General features: G+C 46.6%; 15 protein-coding genes and 1 other annotated feature. Of the genes, 6 read left to right on the top strand and 9 right to left on the bottom strand.

The window, feature by feature from the left end:
• Positions 1–48 precede the first annotated feature (48 nt).
• Both uptA and H532_RS0104295 read left to right on the top strand, forming a co-directional pair.
• Positions 49–636 (top strand): undecaprenyl phosphate transporter UptA, encoded by a 588-nt coding sequence (gene uptA / locus H532_RS0104290; protein ID WP_038111513.1) that lies wholly within the window; start codon positions 49–51, stop codon positions 634–636.
• A 23-nt stretch (positions 637–659) separates the two neighbouring features.
• Positions 660–2,030, top strand: coding sequence for a dipeptidase (locus tag H532_RS0104295; RefSeq protein WP_027724475.1), 1,371 nt, complete (start codon positions 660–662; stop codon positions 2,028–2,030).
• Positions 2,031–2,106: 76 nt separating this feature from the next.
• Here the strand turns inward: H532_RS0104295 and H532_RS0104300 are convergent, their stop codons facing one another.
• On the bottom strand, positions 2,107–2,877 hold the full coding sequence (locus H532_RS0104300; RefSeq protein ID WP_027724476.1) for an SDR family NAD(P)-dependent oxidoreductase: 771 nt from the start codon (positions 2,875–2,877) through the stop codon (positions 2,107–2,109).
• Between the two features lie 187 nt (positions 2,878–3,064).
• Here H532_RS0104300 and H532_RS0104305 point away from each other — a divergent pair, with 187 nt between their 5' ends.
• Positions 3,065–4,258, top strand: coding sequence for an MFS transporter (locus tag H532_RS0104305; protein WP_027724477.1), 1,194 nt, complete (start codon positions 3,065–3,067; stop codon positions 4,256–4,258).
• 125 nt (positions 4,259–4,383) lie between these two features.
• Positions 4,384–5,391: a DUF3231 family protein gene (locus H532_RS0104310; protein ID WP_027724478.1), complete on the top strand. Its 1,008-nt coding sequence runs from the start codon at positions 4,384–4,386 to the stop codon at positions 5,389–5,391.
• A gap of 40 nt (positions 5,392–5,431) precedes the next feature.
• On the opposite strand, the gene acnA is transcribed toward H532_RS0104310, so the two are convergent.
• Both acnA and selA read right to left on the bottom strand, forming a co-directional pair.
• Positions 5,432–8,143 (bottom strand): aconitate hydratase AcnA, encoded by a 2,712-nt coding sequence (gene acnA, locus H532_RS0104315; RefSeq protein ID WP_027724479.1) that lies wholly within the window; start codon positions 8,141–8,143, stop codon positions 5,432–5,434.
• 137 nt (positions 8,144–8,280) lie between these two features.
• Positions 8,281–9,684 carry an L-seryl-tRNA(Sec) selenium transferase gene (gene selA, locus H532_RS0104320; protein WP_027724480.1) on the bottom strand — a complete coding sequence of 468 codons (1,404 nt, stop codon included), beginning with the start codon at positions 9,682–9,684 and terminating at the stop codon, positions 8,281–8,283.
• A gap of 217 nt (positions 9,685–9,901) precedes the next feature.
• On the opposite strand from selA, the gene selD reads away from it, so the two are divergent.
• Positions 9,902–10,948, top strand: a complete 1,047-nt coding sequence (gene selD / locus H532_RS0104330; protein ID WP_081412312.1) for a selenide, water dikinase SelD — start codon at positions 9,902–9,904, stop codon at positions 10,946–10,948.
• Between the two features lie 25 nt (positions 10,949–10,973).
• Here selD and selB read toward each other — a convergent pair whose 3' ends face one another.
• Both selB and H532_RS0104340 read right to left on the bottom strand, forming a co-directional pair.
• On the bottom strand, positions 10,974–12,866 hold the full coding sequence (selB, locus tag H532_RS0104335; protein WP_027724483.1) for a selenocysteine-specific translation elongation factor: 1,893 nt from the start codon (positions 12,864–12,866) through the stop codon (positions 10,974–10,976).
• 85 nt (positions 12,867–12,951) lie between these two features.
• A complete protein-coding gene (locus H532_RS0104340; protein ID WP_027724484.1) occupies positions 12,952–14,052 on the bottom strand; it encodes a TIGR04053 family radical SAM/SPASM domain-containing protein in 1,101 nt (366 codons plus the stop codon).
• A 231-nt stretch (positions 14,053–14,283) separates the two neighbouring features.
• Positions 14,284–14,493: a binding site (T-box leader), on the top strand.
• Positions 14,494–14,535: 42 nt separating this feature from the next.
• Here H532_RS0104340 and H532_RS0104345 point away from each other — a divergent pair.
• Positions 14,536–15,534: a tryptophan--tRNA ligase gene (locus H532_RS0104345; protein ID WP_027724485.1), complete on the top strand. Its 999-nt coding sequence runs from the start codon at positions 14,536–14,538 to the stop codon at positions 15,532–15,534.
• A gap of 117 nt (positions 15,535–15,651) precedes the next feature.
• Here H532_RS0104345 and H532_RS0104350 read toward each other — a convergent pair whose 3' ends face one another.
• The 4 genes from H532_RS0104350 to nagB all read right to left on the bottom strand — a co-directional run bounded on the left by H532_RS0104350 (position 15,652) and on the right by nagB (position 18,019).
• Positions 15,652–16,122, bottom strand: coding sequence for a flavin reductase family protein (locus H532_RS0104350; protein ID WP_027724486.1), 471 nt, complete (start codon positions 16,120–16,122; stop codon positions 15,652–15,654).
• 121 nt (positions 16,123–16,243) lie between these two features.
• On the bottom strand, positions 16,244–16,510 hold the full coding sequence (locus tag H532_RS0104355; protein ID WP_027724487.1) for a phosphocarrier protein HPr: 267 nt from the start codon (positions 16,508–16,510) through the stop codon (positions 16,244–16,246).
• A 20-nt stretch (positions 16,511–16,530) separates the two neighbouring features.
• On the bottom strand, positions 16,531–17,268 hold the full coding sequence (locus H532_RS0104360; protein ID WP_027724488.1) for a GntR family transcriptional regulator: 738 nt from the start codon (positions 17,266–17,268) through the stop codon (positions 16,531–16,533).
• A 4-nt stretch (positions 17,269–17,272) separates the two neighbouring features.
• The gene (nagB, locus tag H532_RS0104365; protein WP_027724489.1) at positions 17,273–18,019 is read right to left on the bottom strand and encodes a glucosamine-6-phosphate deaminase; all 747 of its coding nucleotides are present in this window, start codon (positions 18,017–18,019) and stop codon (positions 17,273–17,275) included.
• Between the last annotated feature and the right edge of the window lie 9 nt (positions 18,020–18,028).

Consider the following 18,028-nt stretch of genomic DNA (forward strand, 5'->3'; position numbering starts at 1 on the left):
AGAAAAGATTACGCTAAAGAGGGGCTAAAGAAATTGAAAGAGTTGTTGATGCAATTTTTGGACATGGTCATGAGTTTCGGCTATTTCGGCATTGCCATAGCCCTGATGGTCGAAGTCATTCCCAGTGAAATCGTATTATCTTATGGTGGATTCATGGTTGGACTGGGGAATATAAACTTTGTCGGCGCGGTGATTGCTGGGACTATTGGTGCAACGATCGCTCAATTATTTCTCTATTGGATCGGTTCATATGGGGGACGGCCATTTCTCGAAAAATATGGTAAGTATCTTCTCATTCATAAAAAACATCTCGATATCTCTGAGAAGTGGTTTGAAAAATACGGAGCTGGGGTCGTATTTTTTGCGCGCTTTATACCCGTCATTCGGCAAGCGATATCGATCCCCGCAGGTATTGCCAAAATGCCGATCAGCACCTTTATTTTTTTTACCGTACTAGCAACGGTGCCATGGTGCATTATATTTATTTATTTGGGCCTGAAGCTTGGTGAAAATTGGTCAAAAATAAAAGAAATTACCGCCCCTTATGTGGACGTGGCGGCAATCGTCATCATCGCCGCATTTCTGCTATTCATTTTATTTAAGGTCGTTAAATCCCGTCATACTTTTAAACCCTAACTTAACGAAGGAGGATGAAGATTTTGACAAACGAGGTTCTCGATTATCTCCGCACTCACCGTGAAGAACATCTGCAACAATTGACGGAATATCTTAAGATTGAAAGCATCAGTTCCGATTCCACCCATAAGGACGATGTGTGCCGGGCAGCAGAATGGACGGCGAAAGCACTGAAGGAAGCTGGAATGGAACATGTGCAAGTGATGGAAACGGCCAAACACCCTGTCGTCTATGGGGATTGGTTGCACGCCGAGGGTGCCCCAACCGTACTCCTTTACGGTCACTATGATGTACAGCCCGTTGATCCGGTTCATTTATGGACAACCCCGCCATTTGAGCCGACCATCCGGGATGGGAAAATCTATGCTCGCGGCGCCAGTGATGATAAGGGTCAGGTTTTCATGCAAATCAAGGTGATTGAAGCGATCATGAAAACACACGGAAAGCTTCCCGTTAACGTCAAATTTATTTACGAAGGTGAAGAAGAAATCGGCAGCCCGAGCCTTGACCCGTTTGTCGAAGCTCATCAGGAATTGCTTTCCGCTGATCTGCTTCTTGTCTCGGACACGACGATGATCGGAAAAGGAGAACCGTCGATTTGCTATGGCTTGCGCGGTCTATGCGGCTTACAAATTGATGTCAAAGGACCTAACAGTGATGTCCATTCTGGTCTGTACGGCGGCGCGATCCAAAACCCGTTACACGCATTGGCGGAGATTCTCGCAAGTTTACATAATCAAGACGGACAAATAACTGTCAATGGGTTTTATGACAAAGTGCGCCCATTAACGGATGAAGAAATCACCACTTACGAAGCTCTCAGCGACGATGAAGCCCTTAAAGCACAATTAGGATTAAAAGAGTTATTCGGGGAGAAAGGCTTTTCAACCAAGGCTAGGTTATGGGGCCGACCGACACTTGAGTTGAACGGCGTCTGGGGCGGTTATCAAGGCGAGGGCATAAAAACGGTCATCCCTTCTGAAGCCCACGCCAAAATCACGTGCCGACTCGTTCCTGACCAAGATCCAAAGGAAATCGCTGAATTGTTAAAACAGCATATTTTAGCGCATACCCCCAAAGGCGTAACCGTTGAAATCACGCTCTTCGACCAAGCGCGGCCATTTTTGACGCCGTACGACCACCCTGCCATTCAAACCGCCGGTCGAGCATTGGAAAAAGCATATGGCAAGTCGCCGGTTTATACGCGGATGGGTGGATCCGTACCGGTTGTCGAAACGTTCAACACACTTTTAAATCTGCCAGCCGTTCTCATGGGCTTCGGTCTAGAAAACGAAAATTTCCATGCTCCTAATGAACATTTTCACTTAGAAAACTTTGATAAAGGCATGGATGCTCTTACTTATTTCTTCTATGAATTAACGAACAAAAAGTAAGAATTAGAAAAACCGGCTCGTTGGCTTCGAGTCGGTTTTTTTTAAATTAATCTATAAAAATGGCATTCATCCGTTATCAAAAACCATATATGGTCATACCGCCGTCGACAAACAAGGTTTGGCCCGTAATATAATCGGCACCATCACCAGCTAAGAAGACGACTGGACCGACGAGATCTTCCAATTCGCCAACCCTTTTGATAGGTGTTCGAGCTAAAATATCATTTAAATACGCTTTATCAGCCAACAATTTTTCGGTTAAAGGGGTTTTAAAATACCATGGCCCGATGGCATTGACGTTAATGCCGTACTGTGCCCATTCCATAGCCAGGTTCTTCGTCATTTGGATAATCGCCGCTTTCGTGGCCGCATAGACGACGCCCGTTCGTAAGGCCACATGACCGCCGACTGAGGTGATGTTAATGATTTTACCCTTCCCTTGATCTTTCATCACCTTAGCCGTTTCTTGCGCCATCATGAACGCACTATGTAAATTCGTTTCCATGATTTTGTGCCATTCATCATCTGTGACTTCAAGCGCCTTTGTGCGAATGTTCATTCCGGCGTTATTCACCAATATATCAATACGCCCCCATTCATCGGCCACTTTTCTTACCGCACGGTGAACCGCTTCCCGGCTAGTCACATCGGCAGAAATGGCGATCCCTTTTCTTCCGGCTTCTTCAATCATCCGAACGGTTTTTTCAAGATCATCTTTCGTTCTCGCAATGACCGCCACATCCGCTCCGGCTTCCGCCAAACCAAGCGCCAAAGCTTGTCCGATTCCTCTTCCCCCGCCTGTGACAATGGCCATACGCCCGTCTAAACGAAAGAATGGTAACATGATTTTCACACTCCATATTAAGAATATAAGAACATAATAAACTTTAAAGCTATCATACCATAACCCATGATTATATCCATGATTGTCTTGATTATCGGCCGGTTAAAGATTCATTCATTGTTTTGGACTTTATAACGCTTTCAGGGATATGATAAACAATGGTTCTATACTCCATGAGAAGGTGTTTTTTATGTCTTACATTGTAAGCGGAACGAAAACGTATCGAAAAGCAAGTCTCGCCCTTTTTGCGGCAGGTTTTGTGACTTTTTCCAATCTCTATACGACTCAACCGCTTTTACCGATTTTCGCTCATGACTATCATATACGACCGGCCACTGCCAGTTTAACGATTTCCGTTTCAACGGCCGCACTTGCCATCGTCATGATCATCGCCGCCTCGGTTTCTGATGCTATCGGCAGAAAGCGGATCATGACCTTTTCGATGTTTTTCGGCTCCCTAACGGCCCTCTTGACAGCATTCAGCCCATCTTTTTTCATGCTTATTTTGTTAAGAACGCTTCTCGGTGCCGTTTTCGCTGGCGTACCGGCCATTGCGATGGCCTATGTCGGTGAAGAATTTGAAAAGCAGAGCCTTGGCCGCGTGATGGGACAATACATCAGCGGCAATTCGATCGGAGGCTTATTTGGCCGCCTTTCGACTGGTGTGCTTACCGATTGGTTTAATTGGCACATCGCCCTATTTGCCATCGGTGTGTTAAGTCTATTATTAAGTGTTTACTTCCATTTTGCCCTGCCAAAATCCGCTCACTTTACACCGAAGCCGACGTCATTCAGCCTTTCGGTCAAAAAATTAGTCGGGCATCTCAAACACCGTCATTTAGTGTCTTTATTTTGCCTGGCTTTCCTTATTATGGGGAGCTTTGTCACGATGTTTAATTATATAGCCTTTCAATTGACTAAAGAACCATATAATGTTAGTCAGACCGTCATTGGATTCATTTTCTTGGTTTATTTAACCGGTACGTTTAGCTCAACTTTTATGGGTAAAAAAGCGGATCAAATCGGAAAAGCTCGGGCAGTTAAACAGTCCTTAGGGATTATGATGGCCGGCGCGATCATTACATTGATTCCACATCTAATCATAAAAATCATAGGACTAAGCGTATTTACTTTTGGTTTCTTCGGTGCCCATGCTGTAGCCAGCAGCTGGGTGGGTGACCGCGCGCGCGTGCATAAAGCACAGGCTTCATCCTTATATTTATTGTTTTACTATATTGGCTCAAGCGTGATCGGTGTCTGCGGCGGATTTTTCTTCAGCCTAGGTGGTTGGTTCGGCGTTATTCTACTGATTTTAGCATTAACCATGATGGCCTTTGCTTTAACGTTCGTGTCTGAGAAGCAAAAAGAGACACCTGCGTTTTAGAGGGTTTTCGCAGAAAGTTCAATCTTTCTTTTAAAAGTTAGTTAAACGTCCAGGTGCAGGAGCCATTGATAATTCATGGCTCAAGCAGACATACTAAGGGTAAAATTGGTTATGGTGTGATTTACGTGAAAGCTGAAAGCCCTTTTACCTTGGCAGAACTCGCACAACTCTGGGGAAGCTATCAAAACGATTCGCTCGCTCAATGTGTTATGAGCTATTTCATTCGCCATGTTGAAGACCCAGAGATTCGTTCCTGTGTCGATGAGAGCCTCGCCTTATCGATGCAACACTTGGACGCCTTAACGGTTTTCTTTAATAAGGCCAACTGTCCGATTCCGGTCGGCTTTACGGCTGAAGATGTCTATCCGGACGCTCCGCCGCTATTTTCTGATCTATTTGTTTTATACTATATCCAACAAATGGGTGTGCTCGGCATGAATACTGTCAGTGTCTCCTTGGCCTATTCCACCCGAAACGATTTGCGCACGTATTTTTCCAGCTGCCAGTCCGAATACATGGCACTTTTTAACAAGACGACGGATCTCCTTCTTTCAAAAGGTCTTTATATACGCTCCCCATATATACCCATGCCAAAGGAGGCGGTTTTCGTTCAATCCCGTCAGTTTCTTGGAAGTTTGACTGGAAAACAGCGTCCACTGGCGGCTTTGGAGGCGGCCGATCTTTTCAGCAACATGCAGCGTAACGCCTTAGGCCGTGCCATGCTAACGGGCTTTAGCCAGGTGGCGCAATCGGAGAAAGTACGAAACTATCTTTTGCAGGGAAAAGGTATAGCCGCCAAACATATCGAAATGTTTAGTTCTGCGTTAAGCACGGCCGACTTGCCAGCGTCTATGACATGGGATGTGGAGGTGACTGATTCGACAACTCCGCCGTTTTCCGACAAGTTGCTCATGTTTCATACGACGGCCCTTATCACCAGTGGTCTTGGATATTATGGAACAAGCATGGCAACCACCATGAGAAAAGATCTTCAAATCATGTATACCCGCCTTTCTGCCGAGGTGGCCAAATATGCCGGGGAAGGGGCTGTTCTCATGATTGATGAAGGCTGGTTTGAAGAACCGCCGATGGTTCCAGACCGCGATGCGTTAGCAAAAAAAAATAAGCGATAAAAAACTCCCAATGGTTGATCCATCGGGAGTTTTTTTATAATTATTTGCTTTCTTTGAATTTGCGGCGAAGCACCATTTGCAGGATGCCACCGTTGCGGTAGTAGTCGACATCAACTTCACTATCGAAACGAACGATCGCTTCGAAGGTTTTCTTGTTGCCGTTTTCGTCCGTCGCGGTAACGGTGACGAGTTGTTTTGGTTTAACATTGTCATCAATGTCGATGTCGAAGGTTTCTTTACCGGTTAAACCGAGTGTTTCAGCGTTTTCGCCTTCTTTAAATTGCAGCGGCAATACGCCCATGCAGACAAGGTTCGAACGGTGAATCCGTTCATACCCTTCCGCAATAACGGTTTTGATGCCGAGCAAGTTGGTACCTTTAGCCGCCCAGTCACGGGATGAACCCATACCGTAGTCGATGCCAGCAATGACAACAAGGCCTGTTCCGTCTTCTTTGTATTTCATGCAAGCATCATAGAACGGTAAAATTTCACCCGTCGGCCAGTACGGCGCAAAACCGCCTTCGGTACCCGGTGCGAGTTGGTTGCGAATGCGGATATTGGCAAACGTACCGCGCATCATGACTTCGTGGTTGCCGCGGCGGGAACCATAGGAGTTGAAGTCGCGCGGGTCCACACCTTTTTCCATGAGATATTTACCAGCCGGGGTGTTTCTTGCAATCGCACCAGCCGGTGAAATATGGTCAGTCGTGACAGAGTCGCCGAGTTTGGCAATCGCGCGCAAGCCTTTCAGCGGTTGGATGGGATCCGGTTCAGGCTTGAGATTTTCAAAGAACGGCGGATTTTGGATGTATGTGGAATCTGGATCCCAATCATACAATTGCCCTTCACTCGTTTCGATGGCGTTCCAGCGTTCATTTTCTTCGAAGACGCGGGCATATTCTTTCTTGAACATTTCTGGGCTGACAGACTGATTCAATACTTCTTCAATCTCATCAGATGTCGGCCAAATATCTTTAAAGTAGACATCATTGCCGTCTTTGTCTTTACCGAATGAATCATTCAACAAGTCAAAATCGACAGAGCCGGCCAGCGCATAAGCGACAACGAGCGGCGGTGAAGCCAAGTAGTTCGCGCGCACAAGCGGATGAATCCGGCCTTCAAAGTTCCGGTTACCGGAAAGAACGGAAGCGACGGTCATATCGTTTTTCGTAATGGCTTCTTCGACTTCCGGAAGCAGCGGCCCAGAGTTACCGATACAGGTTGTACAGCCGTAACCAACGAGGTTGAAGCCGAGTTGTTCCAGATACGGTAAAAGACCACTATCTTTTAAATAGTCGGTAACAACTTTAGATCCTGGAGCTAAGCTGGTTTTGACATATTTCGGCACTTTTAAGCCTTTTTCAACGGCTTTTTTGGCAACAAGGCCCGCACCAATCATGACGCTCGGGTTGGATGTGTTGGTGCAGCTCGTAATCGCCGCAATGACGACCGAACCGGTTTTTAATACTTCGGTTTGGCCATCTTTATAGTTAATCGTTGATGTTTTATTAATTTCATCTTCACCAAAGCCAAAACCGTGAACACCAGCTTCGCGGGTTAACGCTTGACGGAATTCACGCTTCATGTCGGAAAGATTAATCAAATCTTGCGGGCGTTTAGGACCGGATAAAGCCGGTTGAACGTCGGAAAGATTTAGTTCAATGACTTTTGTGAAGCGCGGTTCCGGTTTGTCCGGTGTATAGAACAAGCCGTTAGCTTTGCAGTAAGCTTCAACCAGTTTGATGTGTTCGTCACTGCGACCAGTCAGTTTCAAGTATTTTAAAGTTTCATCGTCAACCGGGAAGAACGTTGCCGTTGCTCCGTTTTCCGGTGACATGTTGGCAATCGTTGCACGGTTAGCCAGCGACATTTGCGCCATGCCCGGGCCGAAGAATTCAACGAACTTGCCAACGACTTTTTCTTCACGCAAAAGCTGCGTCACTTTCAAAGCAAGGTCAGTAGCGGTTGTTCCGCTCGGAAGTTCCCCGGTTAAACGAACGCCGATGACTTCAGGAACAGGGAAATAGGACGGCTGACCGAGCATGCCGGCTTCCGCTTCAATCCCGCCAACGCCCCAGCCGAGGACGCCAAGACCGTTGATCATCGTTGTGTGCGAGTCTGTTCCAACTAAAGTATCCGGGAAAGCTAAGTATTCGCCGTCTTCTTCAATGCCGTGGACGACGGATGCTAAGTATTCCAAGTTAACTTGGTGGACGATCCCGGTTGCCGGAGGAACGGCGCGATAGTTTTCAAACGCATTTTGCGCCCATTTCAAGAATTTGTAACGCTCCATGTTGCGTTCAAATTCGCGTTCCATATTGTATTTCAGAGCATCGTCCGTCGCATAGCGGTCGACTTGCACGGAGTGGTCAACGACAAGATCAACGGGCTTTTCCGGATTGATTTTTTGCGGGTCGCCACCCATATCCGCCATCGCTTTGCGCAGAGAAGCAAGATCGACGACAGCTGGAACCCCGGTAAAGTCTTGGAGAATAATGCGTGATGGGTTAAATGGAACATCGATGTCCGGGTTAACCGCATCGGTCCCCCATTTCGCTAAGTTTTCAACATGTTCTTTTGTGATGACGCGTCCGTCATACTGGCGTAATACCGATTCTAACAAGACCTTAATGGAATAAGGCAAGCGATCGATATCACCGAATTTCTTCAGGGCGTCAAGGCTGTAATACGTGTACGTTTTACCGTTGACGTCAAACGTTTTGCGCGCTTGATACACGTCATTTTTTGCCATTTCCTTTAAAGAAACAGGCATTTGATTCACTCCTTTAATCCTGATCCAACAGAACTCTCGTTAAGTACATGTTAATAATAATCCATCTTCTTACATAAGTAAAATACAAAGCTATTATTATTGGTCATAAGAATTACTTATAACCTTTTCTTAAAATCCAATTTAGCAAAAGCTTGTCCAACAAGATCGATTTCTTCATCCGTGATCGTTCGGCAGTCAAGAAGAACGTGCGCTTCCTCAATTCGCCCGATGACGCTCGGTGTCCCTGTTCTCAGACGATCGGCGAGCGTCTGTGCTGGTAATTCCGAACTTTGGATTTTTACCCCATAGCTTTTTATTGGAACGTCAGGCATCGCACCGCCACCGACGCGAGATGTAAGTGGGACGATTTCCGCTTGGATGCTTGGATATAGCGCCAATGCCTTTTTTAGCTTAATGGCACGCGTTTTAATTGTTTCGGCATCTGCCACCACATCGCGGACCGTCGGAATTTCCACCTCTAGTTTTTCTGACAAATAACTTTGTAACGTTGCACCAAGGGAAGCAATCGTCATCTTATCCGTGCGAAATGTGCGGGCGAGCGGATGTTTTTTTAACCGATCGATCAAGTGTTTTTTGCCAAGAATAATGCCCGCTTGCGGACCGCCAAATAATTTATCCCCGCTTGCCGAAAGAAGATCAACCCCCTCTTTTATGATGTTCGGGATAACCGGTTCTTGCCCGAATCCGAGCCGGCCGTAATCAAACAGAGCACCACTTCCCAAGTCCTCATAAAAGAGTAGACCATGTTTTGCTGCGAGTTCCGCTAATTCTTGACGACTGGCTGCCTCTGTAAAACCAATGATTTTAAAATTGCTTTGGTGTACTTTCATCACCATAGCGGTATTTTCCGTAAGATTTTCGGCATAATCTTCAATGCGCGTTTTATTCGTTGTGCCAACCTCAATGAGTTGAGCGTCGCTTTCCGCCATGATGGAGGAGACCCGGAAAGATCCGCCGATTTCAACCAGTTCCCCCCTTGACACCAGAACTTCCTTCCCTTTGGCGAATGTCCGCAAAATCATAAATACAGCCGCAGCATTATTATTGACAATCATAGCGCTTTCCGCACCTGTTAACAGTCTGAGAAGCGCTTCGATTTTTGCGGTTCGAGCGCCCCGATTTCCTTGTTCCAAGTCAAATTCAAGGTCAGTATAGGAGCTTCCGGCGACTCGCGCGGCATCAGCCGCCTTAGCGGATAATCTCGCCCTGCCCAAATTGGTATGTAAAACAACTCCGGTGGCGTTCACGACTTGCGTCAAAAGGGGCTCAAGCAACTCTCGTACGCGTTTATCAAACGCCGTTAATATCTTGCGGTGCACTTCTTCTTTACTTTCATATGGTTTTCCCGCAATAAGCGCCTGCCTCTCCTCTTCAACCACATCTCGCGCAAGAGCTGTTAAATAGGTTTCGGAAATGGAGGCTGTCTTCTTCCATTTTATGTATACTTCGCTATCTTGTATGGCTTTAATGGAAGGGAGCAGCCTTAACGGATGATCCATGCCTTCGACCTTCTTTTTTCAGCGCAACAAACAGAGGATGATTCAAACATGAAAGTGTGGTTTCAGAATCATCCCCCATGTGCACATTTTTATCGTTCGTATGATGTTCCAACATCATTCGTTTATTTGGATTATTTGTGGCATATTTTGTATTATATTTTAGTACAAACCTTTTTATATCGCAAAAACCACTCGTTTTATAAAGGAGGTTGGGCAAATGACGGATATCAAGCGCTTAACCCATCTTTCGTCAAAAGCCGGGTGAGGCTGTAAACTAGGTCCTGAGGACTTGGCGCAAGTTTTGCGTCACTTACCAAAAATGCCGAATCATCCAAATGTGCTCGTCGGAACGGATACAGCAGATGACGGCGGCGTGTATAAGCTGACCGACGAGATCGCTTTGGTTCAGACGATCGATTACTTTACGCCCATCGTCGATGATCCTTATATGTTTGGCCAAATTGCCGCGGCCAACGCATTAAGCGACATATATGCCATGGGGGGTGCCCCTTTGACCGCTTTGAATATCGTCGGCTACCCCATGTCGGTTCTAGGACCGGATATGTTAACTGAAATTTTGAAAGGAGCCGGCGATAAAGTGATGGAAGCAGGTGCCGTCACACTTGGCGGGCACTCCATCGATGATAAGGAACCGAAGTTTGGACTTGCCGTAACGGGGATCGCTCATCCTGAACGCATCTATAAAAATGTCGGGGCAAAACCCGGAAATGTCTTGGTGTTGACAAAACCGATCGGGGTCGGCATCCAAACGACAGCGATTAAACGCGATCTTTCCGACCCGGAAAAAACAGCGCGCGTTACGCAAGTCATGGCCATGCTGAATAAGACAGCCGCGGAACTTCTCAAACCTTATTCACCGAGAGCCGTCACCGATATAACGGGATTTGGTCTTTTGGGTCATTCCTATGAGATGGCTTCAGGTAGCGGTGTGTCACTCAATATTTATTATGAAAAGGTACCGATATTGGAAGGCACCCTGGAACTCGCTGAACAAGGGGCTGTTCCCGGAGGCTCCAAAAGCAACATGAGATGGTTAGCGAATAACGTGACGTTCTCTCCAGAACTTTCGGAGCATCAACGGATCATTCTTGCTGATGCGGTCACATCTGGAGGGCTTCTCATCAGCCTGCCTAAAGCGGAAGCTGAGAGCTATCTCCGCGACCTCCACAAAGCTGGCATCACGGATGCCGCCATCGTCGGAGAGGTCATTGAACAGCAAGAAAAAACGATCTATGTCAAATAAAACCGAGGGCACATGTCCCCCGGTTTTATTTTTCGACCAGCCACTCGCGGGCATTTCCTTCCCTTTTCGTTAGCTTTAAATCATCTAATAGCTCAAGGAATGGGATGAGGTTTTTTCGCGTCAAATGCAATATTCCTTTGGCCTCTTTGATGGTAAAAACATGGCCCGTCCCTTTCTTTAATTTGTCTAGAGCTTGCCGAAACGCCAATCCGCTCAGCAAACGGTCGTCCGTTAAAGGATACGCCAAGCGTTGGTCAAGCAAATAGCGGCGAAAATCATCGGCGACCGATGCGGGGATTTGGAAATCAGCCATGAGATCCGACCAAGCTTCAGGGCACATGCCCTGTAAGTGCAAGGTTTTCTCAACGCCTGCCAACTTTTTCGCCCATTTCTCCGGATAATGCGGGGTAAAATCGGAAAGTCGCACGATATGGCGTTCGGCGCAAACCGTTCCATTTTGGATAAGAAATTGGCATGCGGCCTCAATCAATGGTTGCGGGTATGGCTTTCCTTTTCCGAGCCATTCCGCGCGGTTCAGACCAGACAAAAGCGGATGGGTCTCATGAAAACGCGCCAATGCCTGTGTCAATTGATCCGCTAACCGCTGCCTTTCGCTCGTTAACGCAAACCTTTCTTGTGAAATGGGTACGACCATTCCTTGATCCACTAATGTTTTAAGCGCGAGATCGAGCTCACCCGGTTTTAGACCCGTCGATCGCATGAGTTGTTGTTTCTCTAAAACAAAATTCTTTTTTAAAGCCTCTTGAATCCATTCTTCCGGGTTCCCTTTGAGTTGGGTGGCCAACGTTTTCACCGTTTCTTCACCAAAACGATGCTTTTCTGCCAGCGGGTCAATCACTTCCCCGCCCCCCAGCGTTTCTGCCGGTGACGGCCGACGGACGATAAAGCGGTCACCTTTTTGGGTGACGACCGGACGGGTTAATTCGATTTGGGCATAGACCGACTCGCCCGCTTGCCAACGCTTGCGATCAAATAAAATTAAGCGTCCTTGGACCGTGGCCGTTCCGATGTGCAAGGCAAGCGGTGCCCGCTGTTTTACCGGTTTTGACATGGTTTTCAGCCCATGGAGCCGGACATCAATTCGCTCAGTCGGTTTGTAAAAATCCGAGCTGACGAGACAATCGCCTCTTTTGACTTCACTGGCATCGACTCCGGCGAGATTCACAGCCACCCGTTGCCCAGCCATTGCCCGTTGAACTTGAACATGGTGCACCTGCAGTTGTTTGATTCTGACGATTTTGTTTTGCGGAAGCAATGTGACCGGCTCAGCGGTCGTCATTTGGCCATTAAAAATCGTGCCGCGCACAACGGTGCCATGTCCGTGAATCGTGAAGATATCGTCAATGGGAAGCCTGAGGGGATCTGCGGCATTCTTTCCTTTCACCCTTTTCGCCATGGTAAAAATCGCTTGTTTTAACGCGGGGATGCCGATCCCCAGAAGACTGTCCACCTTATAAATCGGTGCCCCTTCATAAACCGTCCCTTCCAACAGTTCCCGTATCTCCGCTTCAACTAAAACGAGTAACGCCTCATCGACAAGGCCGACTTTTGTCATAACAACCAAGATGTGGTGGATGCCAAGCAGTCGGAGAATCTCAAAATGCTCCCGCGTTTGCGGCATGACACCTTCATCGGCTGCCACCACTAATAAAACGAGATCGATCCCGGCGCAACCCGCAATCATTTGTCGAATGAAACGTTCATGCCCCGGAACATCAATGACGGCCGCGCGCCGGCCATCGTCCAGATCTAAAAAAGCATAGCCGTTGACAATAGAAATTTTCCGTTTCTTTTCCTCAACAAGCCGGTCCGTTTCAATATTGGTTAATGCTTTTGTTAAAGCCGTTTTGCCGTGATCAATGTGTCCAGCGATCCCTATGGTGAAAAATGGCTGCATACGCTGCACCTTCTTAACCATCACAAGTCGATTTTCTTTCATTGTACATGGGATGCCTGGTGAAAGAAAGCGGGACGGCTTGCGTTTAGTTTTCATTCATCAGACTGCTTCCGCTTTTCACAGACACATTAGTTTTCTTCGGCTGATAGATGCAATAAGGATCGCTCGCCAAGTAATCACCAGTGACGGCGTAAGCGCGGGATCGCGAACCTCCGCATATATGACGAAATTCGCATTGCCCGCATTTTCCTTTTAACAAATCCGGATTGCGCAATTCGCGAAAGACTTTATGATTCTGGTAAATGGAAAGGAGAGGTGTTTCCCTGACGTTTCCGCATTTGATGGGCAAAAACCCGCTCGGATAGACATCCCCGAGGTGGGATATGAAAACAAACCCTTTGCCATCATTCACCGCAAACGGCGCCCGGCCAATGCCATCCATGAACGGCCGCGCATCATCCCGCCCAGGTTTTGTCCGTTGGAATACCTCTTCTCCTTTTTGAAGAAGCACGCGCCGGTAAAACGGGGCTTCCGTCGTTTTGATATCAAAAGGCACGTGATCTTTTAGCTCAGATAACCAAAGCAGAACCTTTTCGTGGTCTTCTGGTGAAATGGGTTCCAAGTTCGTGGCACGGCCTGTGGGAATTAAGAAGAAGACGCTCCATAATACAGCCTTCAGCTCTTGGACGCGCTCAGCCATCTCTTTCAGCACGTCAACATTAAATCGGCTGACGACCGTATTGATTTGTACGGGTAACTCGAGTTCATGGAGATAGTGAATATATTTAATCGTCCGGTTATAAGACCCTTTTACTCCCCGGAAGTAATCATGAATCGTTTCATTCGGACCGTCTAAACTGAACGCCCACCTGGAAAGTCCCGCTGCTTTAGCTCTTTCCATTGCCTTGCGAGTCACTTTTGGCGTCATGGAAACCCGGATCCCTTTTTTCACCGCATACTCGATAAAATCAAATAAATCCGGACGCATTAGTGGATCGCCGCCGGTAAACACGAGCATGGCGCCTTCCATTTCCGCGATCTGATCAATAAGAGCGAATCCTTCTTCCGTTGTTAATTCGTCAGGATGTCTGAAATATTGGGCTTCGGCACGACAATGTAAGCAGCGAAGGGCACATGCCCGAGTGAGTTCCCAGATCACAATAAATGGCGATTTATGATAATCCATGACATGTCATCTCCTATCTACATGAGTGCTTTTTATATCTTCATGTAGATTACCTTTTTAGAAATGGAGACGTTGTGCCTTTTGTCACGAAAGACTTGACAATTTTTTGAGGATATCGTATGATGCTTACAACTTAGAAAAGGGATGATTCCACGCTTCTCTTTTCATGAATGATGGATCGAATGGTGACCTGCAGTTCCTTTACTATTAGCTAGGCACCAGGTAAAAACCGAAATCGCGATGATGAAGAAGAGTAAGTGAATGCAGGATATCACAGAGAGCCGGCAGGAGGTGGAACGCCGGTATATCCGATTCACTGAATGGGCTTCTGAGCTTCGGCCCGAAAAGTAGTAGGCGCCGACGGCAACCGACCGTTACATCGGGAAGAGTGCGTTCTTTTCTGAACGAATAAAGGTGGCACCACGGTCCCTCGTCCTTTGCTGGATGGGGGACTTTTAAATTTGTCGTAAAGAGGTGTTGACGTTGGGAGAAAAAATTGTGTTAACAGGCATTAAGCCAACCGGTGATTTGCATATTGGAAATTACATTGGTGCAATCGCGCCAGCTATTGAGTTGTCGAATCAAGCCGATATGCGACCCGTTTACTTTATCGCTGATTATCACGCTTTAACATCCATGCAAAATGCTGAAGAACTTCATAACCGGACGTATGAAATTGCTGCCGCATGGCTTTCGTTTGGACTGAATCCCGAGAAAGTGCTGTTTTATCGGCAATCCGATATTCCGGAGATTTTTGAACTGAACTGGATTCTATCATGTCAGACGAGTAAAGGGTTGTTGAACCGCGCCCACGCCTATAAAGCCAAAGTAGAAGAGAATTTGGCGGCAGGTCGCGACCCTGATGCCGGGGTCTATATGGGGCTTTTTAATTACCCCGTCTTAATGGCGGCTGATATATTATTGTTTCAGGCAAACTTAGTGCCGGTAGGAAAAGACCAGATTCAACACGTTGAAATCGCCCGTGACATCGCCGAAACGTTCAATCGGACGTATGGAGAAACCTTCACTTTACCGGAAGCGCTCATCAGTGAAGACTCTGCCGTGATTCCGGGTCTTGACGGCCGGAAGATGAGCAAAAGCTATGGCAATGTCATTCCGTTATTTGTCGATGAGAAAAAGTTGCGGAAACTCATTTTCAAAATCAAAACGGATTCCAAACCGCCGGAAGAACCGAAAGACCCCAATGATTCCATTCTCGTGGATATTTACCGCGCGTTTGCCACTCCGGAAGAAATCGCTGATTATGAACAAAAGTTCCGGGAGGGCATCGGTTACGGTGATGCTAAACAACTGTTGTTTGAAGCCGTCAACCGCAAATTGGAGGAGCCCCGCAGGCGATATCACGAGCTCATCCATGACAAGGAACGGTTGAATCAACTTTTAGAGAACGGTGCCGAGCGGGCGCGTGAAGTCGCTCGTCCTTTCATGAACGACATCCGTCGAAAAATCGGCAAATACTAAAACCAAAAGGTTGACTCAAAATTGACGGGTCTCAATCCGCGTGACAAAACCACGCTGTCAGAGAACAACCCCTGTCTGAGTCAACCTTTTCTTTGTAAAACTATTCCTTCCAGCGGTTTAATGATCGAGCTCTAATTGATAATAATTCCCCTGATAAAAAGTCAGGGGGTTTTGGCTATCATTAAGGCGAATCTCATCAACTTTTCCTAAGAATAACGTATGGTCGCCCGCGACAATCGCTTTTTCCGTTGTACAAGCAAATTGGGCTAATGAACCTGCGATCACTGGTAGGCCAGACACCCAATCAAAACGAATCGTCTCTTTCATTTTCTTCTGACCAGCAAAATGCATGGACAAATCCCGTTGGTTATCCTTTAAAATGCTGATACCAAAGCGGTTCACTTGTTTGATTTTTTCCAGCATGCGTGCCTTCTCATCAATGGCTATTAAAATCAATGGCGGTTGTAATGATACGGACATAAAGGCATTTGCGGTCATCCCATGAATGCCGTCTTCGGCTTGTGTCGTGATCACCGTTACACCGGTCGGGAATGTGCCCATCGCCTTTCGGAACCGACGCTCATCCATTCGGGTCCCTCCTTCATCATGAACCCTTCTTATTACAGTCTATGCTCCGAAAGATCAATGGGAACTTCCATAAAAAAAGCGAGGTTGACTCCCATTGCGGAGCAACCCCGTTGAAGCAAAACTATTCGCCAAGATTTTCTTTTTTCAATGTTTCGGTAATGCCTTCCATCGCTTCTTTTTCATCATTGCCTTCAGCAGTAATTTCAATTTCTGCCCCTTTAGCGATGCCTAAAGACATGACACCCATAATGGACTTCAAATTGACGGTTTTCCCGGCATAGTGAAGATTGATGTCTGATTGGTATTGATTGGCGGCATTAACCAACAAAGTTGCCGGCCGAGCATGAAGGCCGGTATCAGCGGTAATGGTAAATTGTCTTTTTTCCATATGTACCCATTCCTTTCCTTTTACCCCCGGTGATGGCCCCGGGTCATTGTAATCACATATTTGTAACGGTCGGCGCGATAGGCCGATTTTACCCATTCCAAAGTTTGACCGTTTTCGAGGAAGGTTTGCCGATGAATGAGCAAAATGGGCGAACCTTTTTTCAAATGCAAGTGCTCCATTTCATCTTTCCCCGCAACGGCCGCTTCAATGACTTGATGGGCGTGAGAAATTTTCGCTTGAATTTTCTCCTCTATATAAGAATACAAGGATTTTTTGATAATGTCACTAGTTAAGCCTTGAACAAGTTGGGCCGGCAAGTATGTCCATTCAAGAGAGATCGGTTGCTCATCGGCTAGGCGAACTCTTTGTATTTCATATACCGGTTCATTTAACTCGATGTTAAGCTTTTCAGCGAGAAAGGCATCGCTTGCCTTTACCGAGAAATGCAGTAAACGTGATCCCGGCACGAGCCCCCGCCTTTTCATATCCTCGGAAAAACTTGTTAAACTTTGCAGCGGCTGTTCAATTTGAGGTTCAGAAACAAACGTGCCTTTCCCTTTTTGCCGATATAAAAAGCCCTCATTCACTAAATTCATGACGGCTTGTCTGACCGTCATTCGGCTCACCTGAAACTGTTCACTCAATTCCCTTTCTGAGGGGATCGCCTCACCCGGTTTGAGTTGTCTATTTTCCACTAATTCTTTAATATACGATTGAATTTGATAATAAATGGGAACCGGTGAGCGTTTGTCAATCATCGCATTAGGCTCTCCTTCCAAGATAAACCATCGAGAGGGCATCCTCATCAGCGATGACGGTGACATTTCTATGTTGATGTAAAGAAGATGCCGGAAATGCATTGGTAATCTTACTTTCGTTCAATAAACGGGCCATGGCGTCAGCTTTTGATGGACCTGAAGCAAGCAGAAGGATCGAGCGACTTTGTAAAATATTTTTTATGCCCATCGTAATCGCTTGTTTTGGCACTTCTTCCAAGGTGTTGAAAAAACGGGCATTCGCTTTTCGCGTATCTAATGTCAAGTCGACAACATGTGTCATTACTTCAAATGACGTTCCAGGTTCATTAAATCCGATATGGCCGTTTCGACCAATCCCTAAAATTTGCAAATCGACGCCGCCCAGTTCGGTGATTAATCGATCATACCGCCGGCATTCTTCTTCAAGATCGCTTGCTAATCCATTCGGAATATAGATGTTGCGGTCAGGTATATCGATATGGTTAAAAAGTTGGTCCCGCATAAAGTAATGATAACTGTTCGGGTTGTCCTTTGCCAAGCCGACATATTCATCAAGATTCACTGTTCGGACGTGTTGATAGGATGTTCCGTTTAAGCGATGATCTTGTATTAACGCTTTATAAGTCGACTTTGGCGTGCTTCCGGTAGCAAGGCCCAGAACAGCATCCGGTTTTTCCCGAACCAATTGAATGATGAACTGCGATGCTTTTCGTCCTAAGTCATTAAAGTCTTTCACAGGAATGATGTGCATGATGCTTCA

The organism is Tuberibacillus calidus DSM 17572 (assembly GCF_000430685.1).
Lineage (GTDB): Bacteria > Bacillota > Bacilli > Bacillales > Sporolactobacillaceae > Tuberibacillus > Tuberibacillus calidus.